The 16,868-nt window shown below is 71.2% G+C and carries 15 protein-coding genes; 12 read left to right on the forward strand and 3 right to left on the reverse strand.

Annotated features, from left to right (window positions below; all coding sequences use genetic code 11):
* The first annotated feature begins 108 nt into the window (after positions 1-108).
* The 7 genes from rsmD to mutM all read left to right on the forward strand — a co-directional run bounded on the left by rsmD (position 109) and on the right by mutM (position 5,500).
* Positions 109-693 (forward strand): 16S rRNA (guanine(966)-N(2))-methyltransferase RsmD, encoded by a 585-nt coding sequence (gene rsmD, locus ACFXKG_RS38095; RefSeq protein WP_384849188.1) that lies wholly within the window; start codon positions 109-111, stop codon positions 691-693.
* A 26-nt stretch (positions 694-719) separates the two neighbouring features.
* Entirely contained in the window at positions 720-1,199 is a 480-nt protein-coding gene (gene coaD / locus ACFXKG_RS38100; RefSeq protein WP_384849224.1) for a pantetheine-phosphate adenylyltransferase, read from the forward strand.
* Positions 1,200-1,298: 99 nt separating this feature from the next.
* Entirely contained in the window at positions 1,299-2,555 is a 1,257-nt protein-coding gene (locus ACFXKG_RS38105) for an ATP synthase F0 subunit B (protein WP_384849191.1), read from the forward strand.
* A 160-nt stretch (positions 2,556-2,715) separates the two neighbouring features.
* Positions 2,716-3,354, forward strand: coding sequence for a YceD family protein (locus tag ACFXKG_RS38110; RefSeq protein ID WP_384849227.1), 639 nt, complete (start codon positions 2,716-2,718; stop codon positions 3,352-3,354).
* A gap of 2 nt (positions 3,355-3,356) precedes the next feature.
* Positions 3,357-3,530, forward strand: a complete 174-nt coding sequence (rpmF, locus tag ACFXKG_RS38115; protein ID WP_053675094.1) for a 50S ribosomal protein L32 — start codon at positions 3,357-3,359, stop codon at positions 3,528-3,530.
* A 19-nt stretch (positions 3,531-3,549) separates the two neighbouring features.
* Positions 3,550-4,467, forward strand: a complete 918-nt coding sequence (rnc, locus tag ACFXKG_RS38120; protein WP_384849194.1) for a ribonuclease III — start codon at positions 3,550-3,552, stop codon at positions 4,465-4,467.
* Positions 4,468-4,615: 148 nt separating this feature from the next.
* Positions 4,616-5,500 carry a bifunctional DNA-formamidopyrimidine glycosylase/DNA-(apurinic or apyrimidinic site) lyase gene (gene mutM, locus ACFXKG_RS38125; RefSeq protein ID WP_384849197.1) on the forward strand — a complete coding sequence of 295 codons (885 nt, stop codon included), beginning with the start codon at positions 4,616-4,618 and terminating at the stop codon, positions 5,498-5,500.
* Here the strand turns inward: mutM and ACFXKG_RS38130 are convergent.
* Both ACFXKG_RS38130 and ACFXKG_RS38135 read right to left on the reverse strand, forming a co-directional pair.
* A complete protein-coding gene (locus ACFXKG_RS38130; RefSeq protein ID WP_384849200.1) occupies positions 5,449-5,874 on the reverse strand; it encodes a winged helix-turn-helix transcriptional regulator in 426 nt (141 codons plus the stop codon). The genes mutM and ACFXKG_RS38130 overlap by 52 nt on opposite strands.
* A gap of 131 nt (positions 5,875-6,005) precedes the next feature.
* Complete coding sequence (locus ACFXKG_RS38135) at positions 6,006-6,947, reverse strand: CAP domain-containing protein (protein ID WP_384849203.1); 942 nt, start codon at positions 6,945-6,947, stop codon at positions 6,006-6,008.
* A 133-nt stretch (positions 6,948-7,080) separates the two neighbouring features.
* Here ACFXKG_RS38135 and ACFXKG_RS38140 point away from each other — a divergent pair, with 133 nt between their 5' ends.
* The 4 genes from ACFXKG_RS38140 (at position 7,081) to ACFXKG_RS38155 (ending at position 13,636) form a co-directional block, all read left to right on the forward strand.
* Positions 7,081-7,362 carry an acylphosphatase gene (locus ACFXKG_RS38140; protein ID WP_365812258.1) on the forward strand — a complete coding sequence of 94 codons (282 nt, stop codon included), beginning with the start codon at positions 7,081-7,083 and terminating at the stop codon, positions 7,360-7,362.
* A 391-nt stretch (positions 7,363-7,753) separates the two neighbouring features.
* Positions 7,754-7,972: a hypothetical protein gene (locus ACFXKG_RS38145; protein WP_365812256.1), complete on the forward strand. Its 219-nt coding sequence runs from the start codon at positions 7,754-7,756 to the stop codon at positions 7,970-7,972.
* A 199-nt stretch (positions 7,973-8,171) separates the two neighbouring features.
* Positions 8,172-11,972 carry a chromosome segregation SMC family protein gene (locus ACFXKG_RS38150; RefSeq protein ID WP_384849206.1) on the forward strand — a complete coding sequence of 1,267 codons (3,801 nt, stop codon included), beginning with the start codon at positions 8,172-8,174 and terminating at the stop codon, positions 11,970-11,972.
* Between the two features lie 242 nt (positions 11,973-12,214).
* Positions 12,215-13,636, forward strand: coding sequence for a sugar porter family MFS transporter (locus ACFXKG_RS38155; RefSeq protein WP_384849209.1), 1,422 nt, complete (start codon positions 12,215-12,217; stop codon positions 13,634-13,636).
* 91 nt (positions 13,637-13,727) lie between these two features.
* Here the strand turns inward: ACFXKG_RS38155 and ACFXKG_RS38160 are convergent, their stop codons facing one another.
* Positions 13,728-15,281 carry a purine-cytosine permease family protein gene (locus ACFXKG_RS38160; RefSeq protein WP_384849212.1) on the reverse strand — a complete coding sequence of 518 codons (1,554 nt, stop codon included), beginning with the start codon at positions 15,279-15,281 and terminating at the stop codon, positions 13,728-13,730.
* Positions 15,282-15,491: 210 nt separating this feature from the next.
* On the opposite strand from ACFXKG_RS38160, the gene ftsY reads away from it, so the two are divergent.
* On the forward strand, positions 15,492-16,700 hold the full coding sequence (gene ftsY, locus ACFXKG_RS38165; protein WP_384849215.1) for a signal recognition particle-docking protein FtsY: 1,209 nt from the start codon (positions 15,492-15,494) through the stop codon (positions 16,698-16,700).
* Positions 16,701-16,868 lie beyond the last annotated feature (168 nt).

Consider the following 16,868-nt stretch of genomic DNA (forward strand, 5'->3'; position numbering starts at 1 on the left):
GCCGGTGCGTACGCGCTCGCGTACGCAATATCGTGGAGTGCGAGCCGGCGTCCGCCGCCGACAGCTCCGTCCATCCCAGCCCTCCCACGAACCGAGGACCCGACACCCATGACCCGCGTGATCGCCGGTGCCGCCGGCGGACGCCGGCTCGCCGTTCCGCCCGGCACCGGCACCCGCCCCACCTCCGACCGGGCGCGTGAGGGCCTTTTCTCCACCTGGCAGGCGCTCCTCGGCACCCTGGAAGGCGTCCGGATCGCCGATCTGTACGCCGGGTCCGGCGCCGTCGGCCTCGAAGCGCTCTCGCGCGGCGCCGCGCACGCCCTGCTCGTCGAGGCCGACGGCCGCGCCGCCCGTACCGTCCGCGAGAACGTCGCCGCGCTCGGACTGCCCGGGGCCGAGGTCCGTACCGGCAAGGCGGAGCAGATCGTCACGGGACCGGCCCCGGGGGACCCGTACGACGTGGTGTTCCTCGACCCGCCGTACGCCGTCACCGACGACGATCTTCGGGAGATCCTGCTCACACTGCGGACCGGGGGCTGGCTCAGCGACGACGCCGTCGCCACCGTGGAACGCAGCACCAGAGGCGGGGAATTCGGCTGGCCGGCAGGTTTCGTACCGCTGCGGTCCCGTCGTTACGGCGAGGGAACGCTTTGGTACGGTCGCGCCGCTTCTTGTGACGAAGACGCACCATGACCGGACCGGAGAGCGAGGGAATTCAGTTGCGCCGCGCCGTCTGTCCGGGGTCCTTCGACCCCATCACCAATGGACATCTCGACATCATCGCCCGCGCTTCCAAGCTGTACGACGTCGTACACGTCGCGGTGATGATCAACCAGTCCAAAAAAGGGCTGTTCACGATCGAGGAACGGATCGAACTGATCCGGGAGGTCACCGCCGAGTTCGGCAACGTCGAGGTGGAGTCCTTCCACGGCCTTCTCGTGGACTTCTGCAAAGAGCGCGACATCCCGGCCATCGTCAAGGGCCTGCGGGCCGTCAGCGACTTCGACTACGAGTTGCAGATGGCCCAGATGAACAACGGGCTCTCGGGCGTCGAGACCCTGTTCGTCCCCACCAACCCCACGTACAGCTTCCTCTCCTCCTCCCTGGTGAAAGAGGTGGCCACCTGGGGCGGTGACGTCTCCCACCTGCTGCCCCCCGTCGTCCACACCGCGATCATGGAGCGCCTCGGCAGGAAGTGACGGTCCTGACCGCCCGTCACCCGGTGTCGGACGGACGCGGACTGGCCTTACAGTCGTTGCGTCCGTCTCCAAACCGGCCGAAAGAGTGGCGAGCACACGGTGGACGTGCAGAAGAAGCTCGACGAGATCGTCGACACGGTGGGCAACGCCCGCTCGATGCCCATGTCGGCGTCCTGCGTGGTCAACCGGGCCGAGCTGCTCGCGCTGCTCGAAGAGGTGCGGGAAGCGCTGCCCGACTCGCTGGCCCAGGCCCAGGAGCTGATCGGCGGGCAGGAACAGCTCGCCGAACAGGCCCGCCAGGAGGCGGAGCGCATCATCGAGGGCGCGCACGCCCAGCGATCCACCCTGATCTCGGACACCGCGGTCGCCCGCCGCTCCCAGGAGGAGGCCGACCGTATCCTCGCCGAGGCCCGCAGGGAGGCCGAGGAGATCCGCGCCGAGGCGGACGACTACGTCGACTCCAAGCTCGCCAACTTCGAGGTCGTCCTCACCAAGACCATCGGCTCCGTCGACCGAGGCAGGGAGAAGCTCCTCGGCCGCTCCCCGGGCTCCGGCGAGGCGGGGTACGCGGGCGGCGATGACGACGACGCCCCGGAGTACAGCGCAGACCCCAGCACCTTGATCCGGCGGGCCGACGAGTACGTCGACGCCAAGATCGGCGCCTTCGAGGCCGTACTGACCAAGACCCTCGAAGCGGTCGGCCGGGGCCGGCAGAAGCTGCACGGCCGTACGGAGTCCGACGAGCTGGGCGCGCACATGGCGGCCCAGGACGCGGCGGGCCCCCAGGCACGCCTCAGCGACGCCGACTACCTGGCCGATCTCGCCGGCACCCCGAGGGAGGCCCTCCAGGCGCCCGTGGCGGCCCCGCAGCAGCCCACGGGTCCCACGGAGCCCGCTATGCCCGCCATGCCCCCTGTGCCCACTCAGCAGCCCTTCACGGACCCCGCCTACGCACAGCAGCCGGCCGCCGCGGCTTACCAGGACGGCGGCAGCGGCTACGGCACCTCCGGCGGCTACCAGGACCCGGCGTACCCGGCCGCGGAGCCCGGCTACGGGGCGGGCTACCAGCAGGACACGTACGGCTACCAGCAGGACCCGTACCCGTACCAGCAGCAGGGGTACGGCCAGGACCAGGGCCAGGGACAGCTCCAGGGCGCGCAGCAGGCCCAGGGGTACGACCCGAACTACGGCTGGCAGCAGCAGCAGCAGCAACAGCAGCAGACGGACGGGCGCCCCGCGCTCCCGGCCCTGCCCGCCGCCCCAGCCGACCAGCAGGGCTCCCTCGACGAGACCAGCTTCTTCGACACGAGCATGATCGACATCGAGCAGCTCCGCCGTTACGAACAGGGCCGCTGACCCGGCCGGTCCTCCGGGACCGCGGCAGCCCGATTGGGTCTACGGCGGCCGGTCCAGTACCCTGGTTCTTCGGCCGTGTGCATGTCCGCGGCTCAGGCTGCCCGCTTCGCTCAAGCGACGGTGGCGGCCCTCTCTTCACGATCCGAAAGCGGGAACGGCCCTGAACGCGCGCCTCGACCACCACAACCCCCTCGTGTTCGACACACACGAGCTGGGGCGGCGTCCTGGTGCGCTCCGGAAGCTGACCCGCTCGGCGCCCGCCCCGAAGGACTTCGGTATCGACGGGGTCATCGGAGCGCCCGAGGGCGCCCCGGTGGAGCTGGACCTCCGCATGGAGTCGGTCATGGACGGGGTGCTCGTCACGGGCACCGCCCGTGTCACGGCCGAAGGGGAGTGCGTAAGGTGTCTGGAGCCGCTCGGCCAGGAAGTGGCGGCGGAATTCCAGGAGCTGTTCTCGTACCACGACACCGACGACCGGGGCCGCGTCCGCGCGGAGCCGGCCGACGATGCCGAGGACGACGAGGACACACTCTTCATCGAGGACGGCCTGTTCGACCTCGAACCCGTGCTGCGTGATGCGGTGGTGCTCGCACTGCCGATGCAGCCGGTGTGCCGGGAGACCTGCTCCGGTCTGTGTTCCACATGTGGGATCAGGCTGGACGACAACCCGGACCACCACCACGACGCCGTCGACATCCGTTGGGCGGCATTGCAGGGACTCGCCGAGACCGTCAAGGACGGCGAGAAGGACAACATGGGCGGCGCCGAAGCGGGCGTCGACGAGAAGCAGGAGAAGTAGCCGTGGCTGTTCCGAAGCGGAAGATGTCGCGCAGCAACACGCGCCACCGCCGGTCGCAGTGGAAGGCTGCGGTCCCCAACCTGGTTTCGTGCGAGCGTTGCCAGGAGCCGAAGCTCCAGCACATCGCGTGCCCGAGCTGCGGCACCTACAACAAGCGCCAGGTCCTCGAGGTCTGAGCGGCTGGTGAGAGGCTCGATGTCTGAACTGTCCCCTGCCAAGAAGCAGACAGACACTGTCAGTACGGCCTCGTCCCACACGCTTCTGGAAGGGCGGCTCGGGTATCAGCTCGAGACCGCCCTTCTGGTGCGTGCGCTGACCCACCGTTCGTTCGCGTACGAGAACGGCGGTCTGCCCACCAACGAGCGGCTCGAATTCCTCGGGGATTCGGTGCTCGGCCTGGTGGTCACGGACACGCTGTACCGCATCCACCCGGACCTGCCCGAAGGCCAGCTGGCCAAGTTGCGGGCCGCGGTGGTCAACTCGCGTGCGCTGGCGGAAGTGGGCCGCGGCCTCCAACTCGGCTCCTTCATCCGGCTCGGCCGGGGTGAAGAGGGCACGGGTGGGCGGGACAAGGCGTCCATTCTCGCCGACACCCTTGAAGCGGTGATCGGCGCCGTCTATCTCGACCAGGGCCTCGACGCGGCGTCCGAGCTGGTGCACCGGCTCTTCGACCCGCTGATCGAGAAGTCCTCGAATCTCGGGGCGGGCCTGGACTGGAAGACCAGTCTCCAGGAGCTGACCGCGGCGGAGGCCCTCGGCGTGCCCGAGTACCTCGTCACGGAGTCGGGACCCGACCACGAGAAGACCTTCACTGCTGCCGCCCGCGTCGGTGGTGTCTCGTACGGCACCGGCACCGGCCGCAGCAAGAAGGAAGCGGAGCAGCAGGCGGCGGAGTCCGCCTGGCGCTCCATCCGGGCCTCGGCCGACGCACGGGAAGCGGCGGCGAAGTCCGGCGCGGGTGAACCGGCTGCCGCGGGTGCGCCCCTCGGTGACGGTGACGGCGCCGCGGAGGCCGTCGATGCCGCCCCGGCGGACGTGGCTTCGGCTTCGGAAGCGGCCCCGGCGGATCCGGCATCGACGGATCCGGCCTCGGCGGAGGCGCCGACGTCCTGACCGTACGCCTGTCCGTACGTACGCTCCTTCACGGTGCGCCCCTCGTGTCGTCCGCGGCCCGAGGGGCGTCTCCCGTTCACCGCCCCGTCCCCCTTCGCCGTCCTTGCCGTTCCGTCGTTCTTGCCGTTCCGTCGTTCCGAGGAGTCCCGTGCCCGAGCTGCCCGAGGTCGAAGTCGTCCGGCGTGGACTCGAACGATGGGTCAGCGGCCGGACCGTCGCCGAGACCGAGGTGCTCCATCCGCGCGCGGTACGGCGCCACCTCGCGGGCGGCACGGACTTCGCGGCGCGCCTCAAGGGACACACCATCGGTGTCGCGCGGCGCCGCGGCAAGTACCTGTGGCTGCCGCTCGCCGACACCGACGCCTCGATCCTCGGTCATCTCGGGATGAGCGGTCAGCTCCTCGTCCAGCCCGAGACCGCGCCCGACGAGAAGCACCTGCGGATCCGCGTCCGCTTCGCCGACGAACTCGGCACCGAGCTGCGCTTCGTCGACCAGCGGACCTTCGGCGGCCTCTCGCTCCACGACAACACCCCCGAGGGTCTCCCGGACGTCATCGCGCACATCGCCCGCGACCCCCTGGACCCCGCCTTCGACGAGGACGCCTTCCTCACCGCGCTCAAGCTGCGCCGTACGACCGTCAAGCGCGCCCTGCTCGACCAGTCACTCATCAGCGGCGTCGGCAACATCTACGCGGACGAGGCGCTCTGGCGCGCCCGGCTCCACTACGAACGCCCCACCGAGGCGCTGCCCCGGCCGCGCGCCGCCGAACTGCTCGGCCACGCGCGCGACGTGATGAACGCGGCGCTGTCCGTCGGCGGAACGAGCTTCGACAGCCTGTACGTCAATGTGAACGGCGAGTCCGGCTACTTCGACCGGTCGCTCGACGCGTACGGACGCGAGGGCGAGCCGTGCGGCCGCTGCGGGACCCCGATCCGCCGGCGCCCCTGGATGAACCGGTCCAGCTACTTCTGTCCGCGCTGTCAGCGACCGCCGCGCGCCGTACCGGGCGCCGCGCCGCGCGCCGTGTCGTAACGCTCCCGCGCCGCGAGCACCTCGGGCATCCGCCCCTCCACCAGGTGGATGAGGTCGAACAACCGCTCGGCGACGTCCCGCCCCAGCGGTGTCAGCTCGTAGTCCACCCGCGGCGGATTGACCGGCTGCGCGTCGCGGCGTACGAGGCCGTCCCGCTCCAGGGCGTGCAGGGTCTGGGAGAGCATTTTCTCGCTCACCCCGTCGACACGGCGCCGCAGTTCGTTGAATCGGCAGCCACTCCGGTGGAGCGCGCCGAGGACGAGGCCGCCCCAGCGGCCCGTCACATGCTCCAGCGTGCCGCGCGAGGGGCACTGCCGGGCGAACACGTCGAAGGCGTACCCGCCGAGCGCGGCGTCAGCGGAGAAAGTGTCCATATCCGCACCCTACTACCGGTAAGCGCCACCCGGTGGGTGGCGCTTTCTCCTGGTGCGTGTCTCCTGGTGCGTGTACGTATCCCGGACGGTGCCGCCGGGGCGGGACCGACGGCAGAGCGCCGGAGAGGTCCTCAGAAGCCGAAGTTCTGCGTCCACCACGGGCCGCCGGAGCCGGTGTGCACCCCGACGCCGAGCCGGGTGTAGTCGCAGTTCAGGATGTTGGCGCGGTGGCCCTCGCTGTTCATCCAGGAGTCCATCACCGCCTCGGCGGTGGCCTGCCCCCGGGCTATGTTCTCGCCTCCGAGGTTCTTCACACCCGCTTGTTCCGCGCGGTCCCAGGGAGAGTCACCGTCGGGGTCCGTGTGGTCGAAGAAGCCGCGCGCCGCCATGTCCTCGCTGAACGACTGGGCCAGCGCGTTCAGGCTCGCGTCGGACTTCAGGGCGGCGCAGCCGGCCTTGGCCCGCTCCTTGTTGACCAGCGAGAGCACGGCCGACGCGGCGGACGAGGGCGCCGTCTGGGGCTGCTCGGCCGCGCGGTCCGTGCTCTGCGTCGGCGCCGGGGCCGGGGCCTTGTCCTCCTGGGCGGGTGAACCGGCGGAGCCCGCGGACCCGCCGGACTCCGTCTCCTTCGACGGGGCCTCGGTCTTCGGCTTCGGCGGCGCCGGGGCGGTCGTCGCCCTGGTCGGGGAGGAGGGGGCCGCGGAGGAGGGGGAGGCCGGCTTCTTCTCCGGTCCCGTCGTCCGCTCCGCGCTGCGGCTGGGCTCCACCCTCGCGTCGCGCGTCGGATCCGCGGACGTGCCGCCCTGCTGCTGGAGCTCGGGCGCGCCCTCGCTGCGGATCTGCTCACCGGTGGTGCCGCCGCCGCTCACCGAGAACTGCCCACCGCCGGGCAGCAGTCCGGAGGCGACCGCGACAGCGCCGACCGCCATCGCCGCGGAGGCGCCGAGCAGTCCCGTACGGACGGGCTTGGTGACCCGGCCCTTGCGGCGCGGTGTGGCGCCGGGGCCGGCCGCGGGGCCCTCAGGGGATTCGACAGGTGCGCCGGGGGCGGCGGAGCGTCGGTGGCGTCCCATCTGTGGTGCCTTCCTCAGTTTCGACGGCAACGTTACTCACCCGTATGAGTGAGGCTCATTGCGACCGGACTGTACGGCATGGCCCGTGGGGGCGCCGGGCCCGCGGACCAATTGGCCGATTACTTTTGCGCGTATGAAAGAAGATGTACGACTCACGGCTTGGGTACGCGGCCGAGTACAAGGAGTTGGCTTCCGCTGGTTCACCAGGGCGAACGCACTGGAGATCGGCGGCCTCACCGGATTCGCCCTCAATCTGGACGACGGCAGGGTGCAGATCGTCGCGGAGGGGCCGCGTGACAATTGCCACCGCCTGCTGGAGTGGCTGCGCTCCGCCGACACACCCGGGAGAGTGGACGGAGTCACTGAGATCTGGGACACCCCGCGGGGCGGTTACGAGGGCTTCGCGATCCGGTGACGCGATGGCCCCGCCGGGCGGTCCATATGGCCGGGACATGCCACGGGCATGTGTGACTCTCCGCTATGACCAGCGATGACCTGGTGGTTGCCAGGAGTGGCCGGCTGTGCGAGGCTGCCCGGTCAGTGATGATCCGGGCGCGCCCCGGGGCGCCGGAGAGAGCGCCCGCCGCGCAGGCCACGGGCCCGCGCCGCCGGGCCGCCCGTCGGTACGGGCTGTGATCGTGTTGACCGTCAAACTTTTTGGTGAGACTCTGGAATCCCCGCGCACCTTAGCTGTTTGGCAGTAAGAACCGCAGTGACGAACAAGCACTGCCAGGCACCGCGGGTGCGATTTCCCTCACGACCCACACCGCATTCGGTCGGTCACTCAGTGTGGAGGACCATTCATCATGGCAAAGGCGCTTCTCGGTTATGTCGGCGGTTCCGACCCGCGACTCCTCGCCGAGATGCGACGGCTTCAGCAGCGCGTCCAGGACCTCGAATCCGAGCTCGTACGGATCCAGTCCGAGAATGACGTGCTGAACGCCGCTGTCGCACAGCACCCCGGAGAGTCGCTGCTCAACGGCATGGATATTGACGTACCCCAGGCGGAGCCGGCGCTCACCTGACGGCAGCCCCCGTCGGGGCCGGGTGAGAAAGACTCTCGCAAGATATGCAAGGGACGCTTCGGCGTCCCTTCTTTCTTTCCATCTTCCCCTGTACGAAGCTTTGTTGGCGTTGCCACGCCTTTCTTAACGTCTGATGTGCCCTGCGCGTTCCACGGTGAAACCGCCGACGGACGATCCGCGGCGGGTAGAGTCCGGCGGCGTGCACCTCAAGGCCATGACCCTGCGCGGGTTCAAATCCTTCGCCTCCGCCACGACGCTGCGCTTCGAGCCGGGTATCACCTGCGTCGTGGGCCCGAACGGCTCCGGGAAATCCAATGTGGTGGACGCGCTCTCCTGGGTCATGGGGGAGCAGGGGGCGAAGTCGCTGCGCGGCGGGAAAATGGAGGACGTGATCTTCGCCGGCACGACCGGGCGCCCCGCGCTCGGCCGCGCGGAGGTCTCCCTCACGATCGACAACTCCGACGGCGCGCTGCCGATCGAGTACGCCGAGGTCACCGTTACGCGGATCATGTTCCGGAACGGCGGCAGCGAATACCAGCTCAATGGCGACACCTGCCGGTTGCTCGATATTCAGGAACTGCTCTCCGACTCCGGTATCGGCCGCGAGATGCACGTGATCGTCGGACAGGGGCAGCTCGACTCCGTGCTCCACGCCGATCCGATGGGCCGCCGCGCATTCATCGAAGAAGCCGCCGGAGTGCTCAAGCACCGCAAGCGGAAAGAGAAGGCGCTGCGAAAGCTGGAGGCGATGAAGGCGAATCTCGCCCGCGTCCAGGACCTGACGGACGAGCTGCGCCGTCAGCTCAAGCCGCTCGGCCGGCAGGCGGCGGTCGCCCGGCGCGCCGCCGTCATCCAGGCCGACCTGCGCGACGCCCGGCTGCGGCTGCTCGCGGACGACCTGGTGCGGCTGCGCGAGGCGCTGCGCGCGGAGATCGCCGACGAGGCCGAGCTGAAGAGCCGCAAGGAGGACGCGGAGCGCAGGCTGAAGGCCGCGCTGAGCCGTGAGGCGGAGCTGGAGGAGGAGGTACGGCGGCTCGCGCCGCGCCTCCGGAAAGCCCAGCAGACGTGGTACGAGCTGTCGCAGCTCGCCGAACGGGTGCGCGGCACCGTCTCGCTGGCCGAGGCGCGGGTCACCAGCGCCACCAGCGCCCCCGAGGAGGAACGGCGCGGCCGCGACCCCGAGGACATGGAGCGCGAGGCCGCCCGGATCCGCGAGCAGGAGGCCGAGCTGGCCGCCGCGCTGGAGGCGGCCGAGCACGCGCGCGAGGACACCGTCGCCCACCGCGCCGAACTGGAACGGGAACTCGCCGCGGAGGAACGCCGCCTGCGGGATGCCGCCCGCGCCCTCGCCGACCGCCGCGAGGGCCTGGCCCGGCTGCACGGTCAGGTCACCGCGGCGCGTGGCCGGGCCGCCTCGGCCCAGGCGGAGATCGGCCGCCTCGCCGCGGCCAGGGACGAGGCACGGGAGCGCGCCGCCCTGGCGCAGGAGGAGTACGAGCAGCTCAAGGCCGAGGTCGACGGTCTCGACGCGGAGGACGACGCGCTCGCGCAGCGGTACGAGGACGCCCGGCGCGCGCTCTCCGACGCGGAGACGGCACAGAGCGCGGCGCGCGACGCCGCGACCACGGCGGAGCGTGAGCGCGCGGCCCTGAGCGCCCGCCATGACGCCCTCGCCCTGGGGCTGCGCCGCAAGGACGGAACCGGGGCGCTGCTGGGCGCCCGCGACCGGGTGACCGGACTGTTGGGGCCCGCCGCGGAGCTGCTCACCGTCGTACCGGGTCAGGAGATCCCGGTCGCGGCGGCGCTGGGCGCGGCGGCCGACGCGATCGCGGTCAGCGGCCCCGCGGCGGCGGCGGAGGCCCTGCGGCTGCTGCGCGAGCGGGACGCGGGCCGCGCGGCGTTGCTGCTGGGCGCCGAGGCCCCCGCCCCTGCCGCCGCCCCCGCCGCGCTGCCCGCCCCTGCCGCCGCCCCTGCCCCCGCCACGCCGCCCGTACCGCCCGCGCCTCCGGTTCCGTCCGCCCTGTCGTCAGCCGAGTCCGCGCCGTCGGCACCGTCGTCCGTGCCGCCGCCCGCCCCGTCGCACGGTCGGTCCGTGCCCGGCGGCGTTCCCGCGCAGAGCGGCGGCCCCGGTGCGGAGCCGGTGGGCGCGGTGCCCGGCCCCGCCGGCTCCGTACGGACCGCTGTCGCCGCGCCGTACGTCATCGATCTCGTCCAGGGACCCGCCGAGCTGATGGGCGCCGTACGCCGCCTCGTGCGCGACATGGTGGTCGTCGCGACCCTTGAGGACGCCGAGGAACTCGTCGCCGCGCGGCCCACGCTCACCGCCGTGACCGCCGAAGGGGATGTGCTCGGGGCGCACTTCGCGCACGGCGGCTCCGCGGGGGCGCCCAGCCTGCTGGAGGCGCAGGCCGCCGTCGACCAGGCCGCCGCCGAGCTGGCGCTGCTCGCCGTACGGTGCGAGGAACTGGCCGGGGACCAGCGCGCCACCACCGGGCGCCGCGCCGAACACGCCGCGCTCGTGGAGGAGCTGGGGGAGCGCCGCCGGGCCGCCGACCGGGAGAAGTCCGCCGTGTCCGGGCGGCTCGGCCGGCTCTCCGGGCAGGCCCGCGCCGCCGCCGCGGAGGCCGAACGGGCCGCCGGGGCCGCCGCCGAGGCGCAGGAGGCGCTGGAGCGCGCCACGGAGCAGGCGGAGGAGCTGACGGAGCGGCTGCTCGTCGCGGAGGAGGAGTCCCCCTTCGGGGAGGGGCAGGAGGAGCCCGACACCTCGGTACGCGACCGGCTCGCCGCCGACGGTGCCAACGCCCGGCAGACCGAGATGGAGGCCAGGCTCCAGGTCCGTACCCACGAGGAGCGTGTGAAGGGGCTCGCGGGCCGGGCCGACGGTCTCGACCGGGCGGCGCGCGCCGAGCGCGAGGCGCGGGCCCGCGCGGAGCGGCGGCGTGCCCGGCTCCGTCACGAGGCCCGGACCGCCGCGGCGGTCGCGTCCGGCGCCCGGCAGCTGCTCGCGCACGTCGAGGTGTCCGTCGTACGGGCCGAGGCGGAGCGCGCCGCGGCCGAGGAGGCCGGATCCGTACGGGACCGGGAGCTGACCGCCGAGCGGAACACCGGCCGCGACCTCAAGAGCGAGCTGGACAAGCTCACCGACTCGGTGCACAGGGGCGAGGTGCTCGGCGCCGAGAAGCGGTTGCGGATCGAGCAGCTGGAGGCGAAGGCGTTGGAGGAGCTGGGCGTCGAGCCGGCCGGGCTGATCGCCGAGTACGGCCCCGGCCAGCCCGTGCCGCCGTCGCCCGCAGCCGAGGGCGAGGAGCTGCCGGAGGACCCGGAGGATCCGCGGAACCGGCTCAGGCCCTACGCGCGGGCCGAGCAGGAGAAGCGGCTCAAGGCCGCCGAACGGGCGTATCAGCAGCTCGGGAAGGTGAATCCACTGGCCCTTGAGGAGTTCGCCGCGCTGGAGGAGCGCCATCAGTTCCTCTCCACGCAGCTCGAAGACCTGAAGAAGGCCAGGGCCGATCTGCTGGGCGTGGTGAAGGAGGTCGACGAGCGGGTGGAGCAGGTCTTCACCGAGGCGTTCCGGGACACCGCCGTCCAGTTCGAGGGCGTCTTCTCCCGGCTCTTCCCCGGCGGTGAGGGGCGGCTGATCCTGACGGACCCGGAGAACATGCTGACCACGGGCGTGGACGTGGAGGCCAGACCGCCGGGCAAGAAGGTCAAGCGGCTCTCGCTGCTCTCCGGCGGCGAGCGGTCCCTGACGGCGGTGGCGCTGCTGGTGTCGATCTTCAAGGCGCGTCCGAGCCCGTTCTACGTGATGGACGAGGTCGAGGCGGCGCTCGACGACACCAATCTCCAGCGGCTGATCCGCATCATGCAGGAGCTCCAGGAGAGCTCGCAGCTCATCGTGATCACCCATCAGAAACGGACGATGGAGGTCGCCGACGCGCTCTACGGGGTGTCCATGCAGGGCGACGGGGTATCCAAAGTCATCAGCCAGCGGCTCCGCTGAGGGCATCGCCTTCACCGAGGCTCCGGCAACCTTCACATCTTGAAGATGAGGAGAGGGTGATTCGCCGACTTTGTCGCACCGTGCTGCGCATGACCCCCGCGCTGTCCATTCGAAAGGTGAAGGCATACGCTCTTTCGCGTTGCTTTTGCCTTCAAGTGGTGGCTGACGGGACGTTATGCCTCACTTGTAGGGCTCCCCCACCCCACGCCCGGCGACGCAGCCGGGCGGCTTCAGGAGTACACGTGACCAGCACAGCGCAGGTTCCGCCGACAGGAGGTCGAGCGGCCCACCCGGAACATCTCGGCCATGTCGTCTTCATCACGGCCGCCGCCGCGATGGGCGGCTTCCTCTTCGGATACGACAGCTCGGTGATCAACGGGGCCGTCGAAGCCATCCGGGACCGGTACGACATCGGCTCCGCGGCCCTCGCCCAGGTCATCGCCATCGCACTGATCGGCTGTGCGATCGGGGCCGCCACGGCGGGCCGGATCGCCGACCGGATCGGCCGGATCCGCTGCATGCAGATCTCCGCCGTCCTCTTCACGATCAGCGCCGTCGGTTCGGCCCTGCCGTTCAACATCTACGATCTCGCGTTCTGGCGGATCATCGGCGGCTTCGCGATCGGTATGGCGTCGGTGATCGGCCCCGCGTACATCGCGGAGGTCTCCCCGGCGGCCTACCGCGGCCGGCTCGGCTCCTTCCAGCAGGCCGCGATCGTCATCGGCATCGCCGTCTCGCAGCTCGTCAACTTCGGCATCCTCCAACTCGCCGACGGTGACCAGCGTGGCAAGCTGCTGGGCTTCGAGGCGTGGCAGTGGATGCTCGGTGTGATGGTCGTACCGGCATTGCTCTACGGCCTCCTCTCCTTCGCGATCCCCGAGTCCCCGCGCTTCCTGATCTCCGTCGGCCAGGTGGACCGCGCCAAGGAGGTGCTCGCCGAGGTCGAGAGCAAGGGCGTCGATCTGAACGCGCGGATCACCGAGATCGAGCACGCGATGCGCCGCGAGCACAAGTCCACCTTCAAGGACCTGCTGGGCGGTGGCGGCTTCTTCTTCCTGCCCATCGTGTGGGTGGGGATCGGGCTCTCGGTCTTCCAGCAGCTCGTCGGCATCAACGTCGCCTTCTACTACTCGGCGACCCTCTGGCAGTCCGTCGGGATCAACCCGTCCAGCTCGTTCCTCTATTCGTTCACGACATCGATCGTCAACATCATCGGCACCGTGATCGCGATGGTCCTGGTGGACCGGGTCGGCCGCAAGCCGCTCGCCCTCGTCGGCTCCGCCGGTATGGCCGTCGCGCTCGCCTGCGAGGCATGGGCGTTCTCCGCGCACCTGGTCAACGGCAAGCTGCCCAGCACCGAGGGCACCGTCGCCCTGATCGCGGCGCACGTGTTCGTGCTCTTCTTCGCGCTCTCGTGGGGTGTCATCGTCTGGGTCTTCCTCGGCGAGATGTTCCCGAACAGGATCCGCGCCGCCGCGCTCGGCGTCGCCGCCTCGGCGCAGTGGATCGCCAACTGGGCCATCACGGCGAGCTTCCCGAGCCTGGCCGACTGGAACCTTTCGGGTACGTACATCATTTACGCCTGCTTCGCCACGCTCTCCATTCCCTTCGTGATCCTTTTCGTGAAGGAGACGAAGGGGAAGACGCTGGAGGAGATGGGGTAGCGGTTGTCGCGACCCGCGGGGCTGCCGAACGGTTCCCCCGCCAGGTCCCGACTCCGTCCCCGCGTCCGTCCCCGCGTGAGGGCGCCGGAGGTCAGACGGGCAGCGTCGCCGACGCGGACCCGGCCCCGTCCGTATCCGCCCCCGTCCGTTCACCGGCCCCGGCCCCGGCCCCGTCCGTCCTCGTTCCCGTATCCGCCCCCGTCCGTTCACCGGCCTCGGCCCCGCTCTCCGCTTCCGCGGGCGCCGGGGTCTTCGCGCGCTCGCGCGGCAGCACCCCGTACAGCCCCGCCGCCACGAGGACCGTGACCACCCAGCCCAGGCCGTTCTCGCCGACCCAGGTCCCGGCGAGGGGGCCCGAGAACCACTCCACCGACGTGAAGAGCACCCCCACCACCAGCGCCGTACCCCAGGCGGCCATGGCCGACGGGGCGAAGCCGCTCCGGTACCAGTAGCCACTGGTGCGGGTCGTGTCCATCAGCGCCGTGGCGTCGTACGTACGCCGCCGCAGCATGTCCACGCCGAAGACGCCGATCCACGCGGAGAACGCCACCGCGAGCAACGTGAGGAACGAGACGAACGAGCCGATGAAGCTCGTGGCGATCACCATCAGCAGGAAGCCGAGGACCAGGCTGATCACCGCGTTCACGCTGACCGCCCAGGCACGGGGCACCTTGATGCCCAGGGTCTGCGCCGTGAACCCCGCCGAATACATCGACATCGAGTTGATCAGCACCATCCCCACCAGCGCGATCAGCAGATACGGCACGGAGATCCAGGTGGGCAGCAGCGCGCCGATGAAGGAGACGGGGTCCTGCGCCGTGGCCAGATCGGGGGCGCCCACCGCCATCACCGCGCCCATCAGTACCAGGGGCACCACGGTGATCCCCGCGCCGCCCACCGTCGTGCCGACCATCCCCCGGCCGGAGGCCGACCGGGGCAGATAGCGGGTGAAGTCCGGGCCCGAGGGGACCCAGCTGAGGCCGCCCGCCGCGATGGTGCCGATGCCCGCGATCACCATCGCGGTCGGACCGGCCGGCTTGCCGAAGACCGCCGACCAGTCGGTTTCCGCGACGAGATGGACCAGCACCAGCACGCTGAACGCGCCGAAGAGATACGCCGACCAGGTGCTGCAGATCCGCAGCGCCCTGATGCCCAGTCCCGAGACCAGAAAGGTCCCGGCCACGAAGAGCAGCAGCGTGACCACGACGAGCGGGGTGCTGCGCTTGATCCCGAAGAGCAGATCGAGCACCGTCAGCACGGCGTACGCCCCGGTCACCGCGTTGATCGTCTCCCAGCCCCAGCGGGCGACCCAGATCAGCGACCCCGGGAAGAGGTTCCCGCGCTGGCCGAAGACCGCCCGCGAGAGCGCCATCCCGGGCGCTCCGCCGCGCTTGCCCGCGATGGAGATCAACCCGACCGTGCCGTACGAGACGAGGGGCGCAGCGACCGCGACGACCAGCGCCTGCCAGAAGTTGAGTCCGTTGAGGACGATCAGACCGGCGCCCATCGTGAGGAGCAGCACGCTGATGTTGGCGGCGACCCAGGTGGGGAAGAGTCCCCGCACGCGACCGGTGCGCTCGGCGTCGGGGACGGGTTCCAGACCGCGGGTCTCCAGCGCGCCTTCGGGGGCGGAGGCGTGGGGCATGAACGGGCTCCGTACAGAGGTGGGGGTCCTGGGGGAGTGGACTCCGGGCGAAACCGGAACCTCCACCATCGCGCGTTCGGGGTAAAACGTCCAAATCGTCACGAGGGTCTTCGTGTGAGCCTCTGAAGTCATGGCCGGGGCGGATCACGCCGGGACGCGCCCCGGCGTGGCCGGGAGCCGCGCCCGGCCGTGGCCGATACTGGGAGAGTTATGGAAATCGTCATCCTTGTTGTAGTCATCGCCCTGGTCGCGGTCGGCGCGATCAGCGGGCTCGTGGTCGGCAGCCGCAAGAAGAAGCTGCCGCCCTCGGCGCCGTCGAGCACGCCGACCATCACAGCCCCACCCGCCGAACCGCACGTCGGTGACGAGGCGGAGACACCGCGCGACGAATCGCGCCGCACGATCGAGGAGGTCGGGCTCCCCGACACCACCGGTGCGCCGGTCGCCGTCGAGGAGCCCGCCGAGGCGGTCGAGGCGCCCGCCATCGAGATCCCCGAGCCGTCGGCCGGCCGGCTGGTCCGGCTGCGCGCGCGGCTCGCCCGCTCGCAGAACTCCCTCGGCAAGGGACTGCTCACCCTGCTCTCCCGCGAGCACCTGGACGAGGAGACCTGGGAGGAGATCGAGGAGACCCTCCTCACCGCCGATGTCGGCGTCGCCCCGACCCAGGAGCTGGTCGAGCGGCTGCGCGAGCGCGTCCGGGTGCTGGGCACCCGCACCCCGGCGGAGCTGCGCACGCTGCTCAGGGAGGAGCTGCTGGTCCTCCTCGACCCCGATCTCGACCGGGCGGTGAAGACGGAGAGCGGTCTGGAGACGCCCGGCGTCGTGATGGTCGTCGGGGTCAACGGCACCGGCAAGACCACGACCACGGGCAAGCTGGCGCGAGTGCTCGTCGCGGACGGCCGGTCGGTCGTCCTCGGCGCGGCGGACACGTTCCGCGCCGCCGCCGCCGACCAGCTCCAGACCTGGGGCGAACGCGTCGGCGCGCGCACCGTACGGGGCCCCGAGGGCGGCGACCCGGCGTCGATCGCCTTCGACGCGGTCAAGGAGGGCATCGCGGAGGGCGCCGATGTCGTCCTCATCGATACGGCGGGGCGGTTGCACACGAAGACCGGCCTCATGGACGAGCTGGGCAAGGTCAAGCGTGTCGTGGAGAAGCACGGTCCGCTCGACGAGGTGCTGCTCGTCCTCGACGCGACGACCGGACAGAACGGCCTCGTGCAGGCGCGGGTCTTCGCGGAGGTCGTCGAGATCACGGGGATCGTGCTGACCAAGCTGGACGGCACGGCCAAGGGCGGCATCGTGATCGCGGTCCAGCGGGAGCTGGGCGTGCCGGTGAAGCTGGTGGGCCTGGGCGAGGGCCCGGACGATCTGGCGCCGTTCGAGCCGGGCGCCTTCGTCGACGCGCTGATCGGGGACTGACCGGTCGGGTACTGACCGGTCGGGTACTGACCGGTCGGGACTGATCCGGCCGGTCCGCGGGCCGTACGGAACGGCGCCGCCGCAGCCGTACGGCGCCCGGCCGGGGGCCGTCGGCCCCGTGCCGCCGCGGCGGCGCCCCCCCACGGCGTTCCGCGCCGGGCGGGGGGC

Source organism: Streptomyces sp. NPDC059255 (assembly GCF_042752355.1).
Lineage (GTDB): Bacteria > Actinomycetota > Actinomycetes > Streptomycetales > Streptomycetaceae > Streptomyces.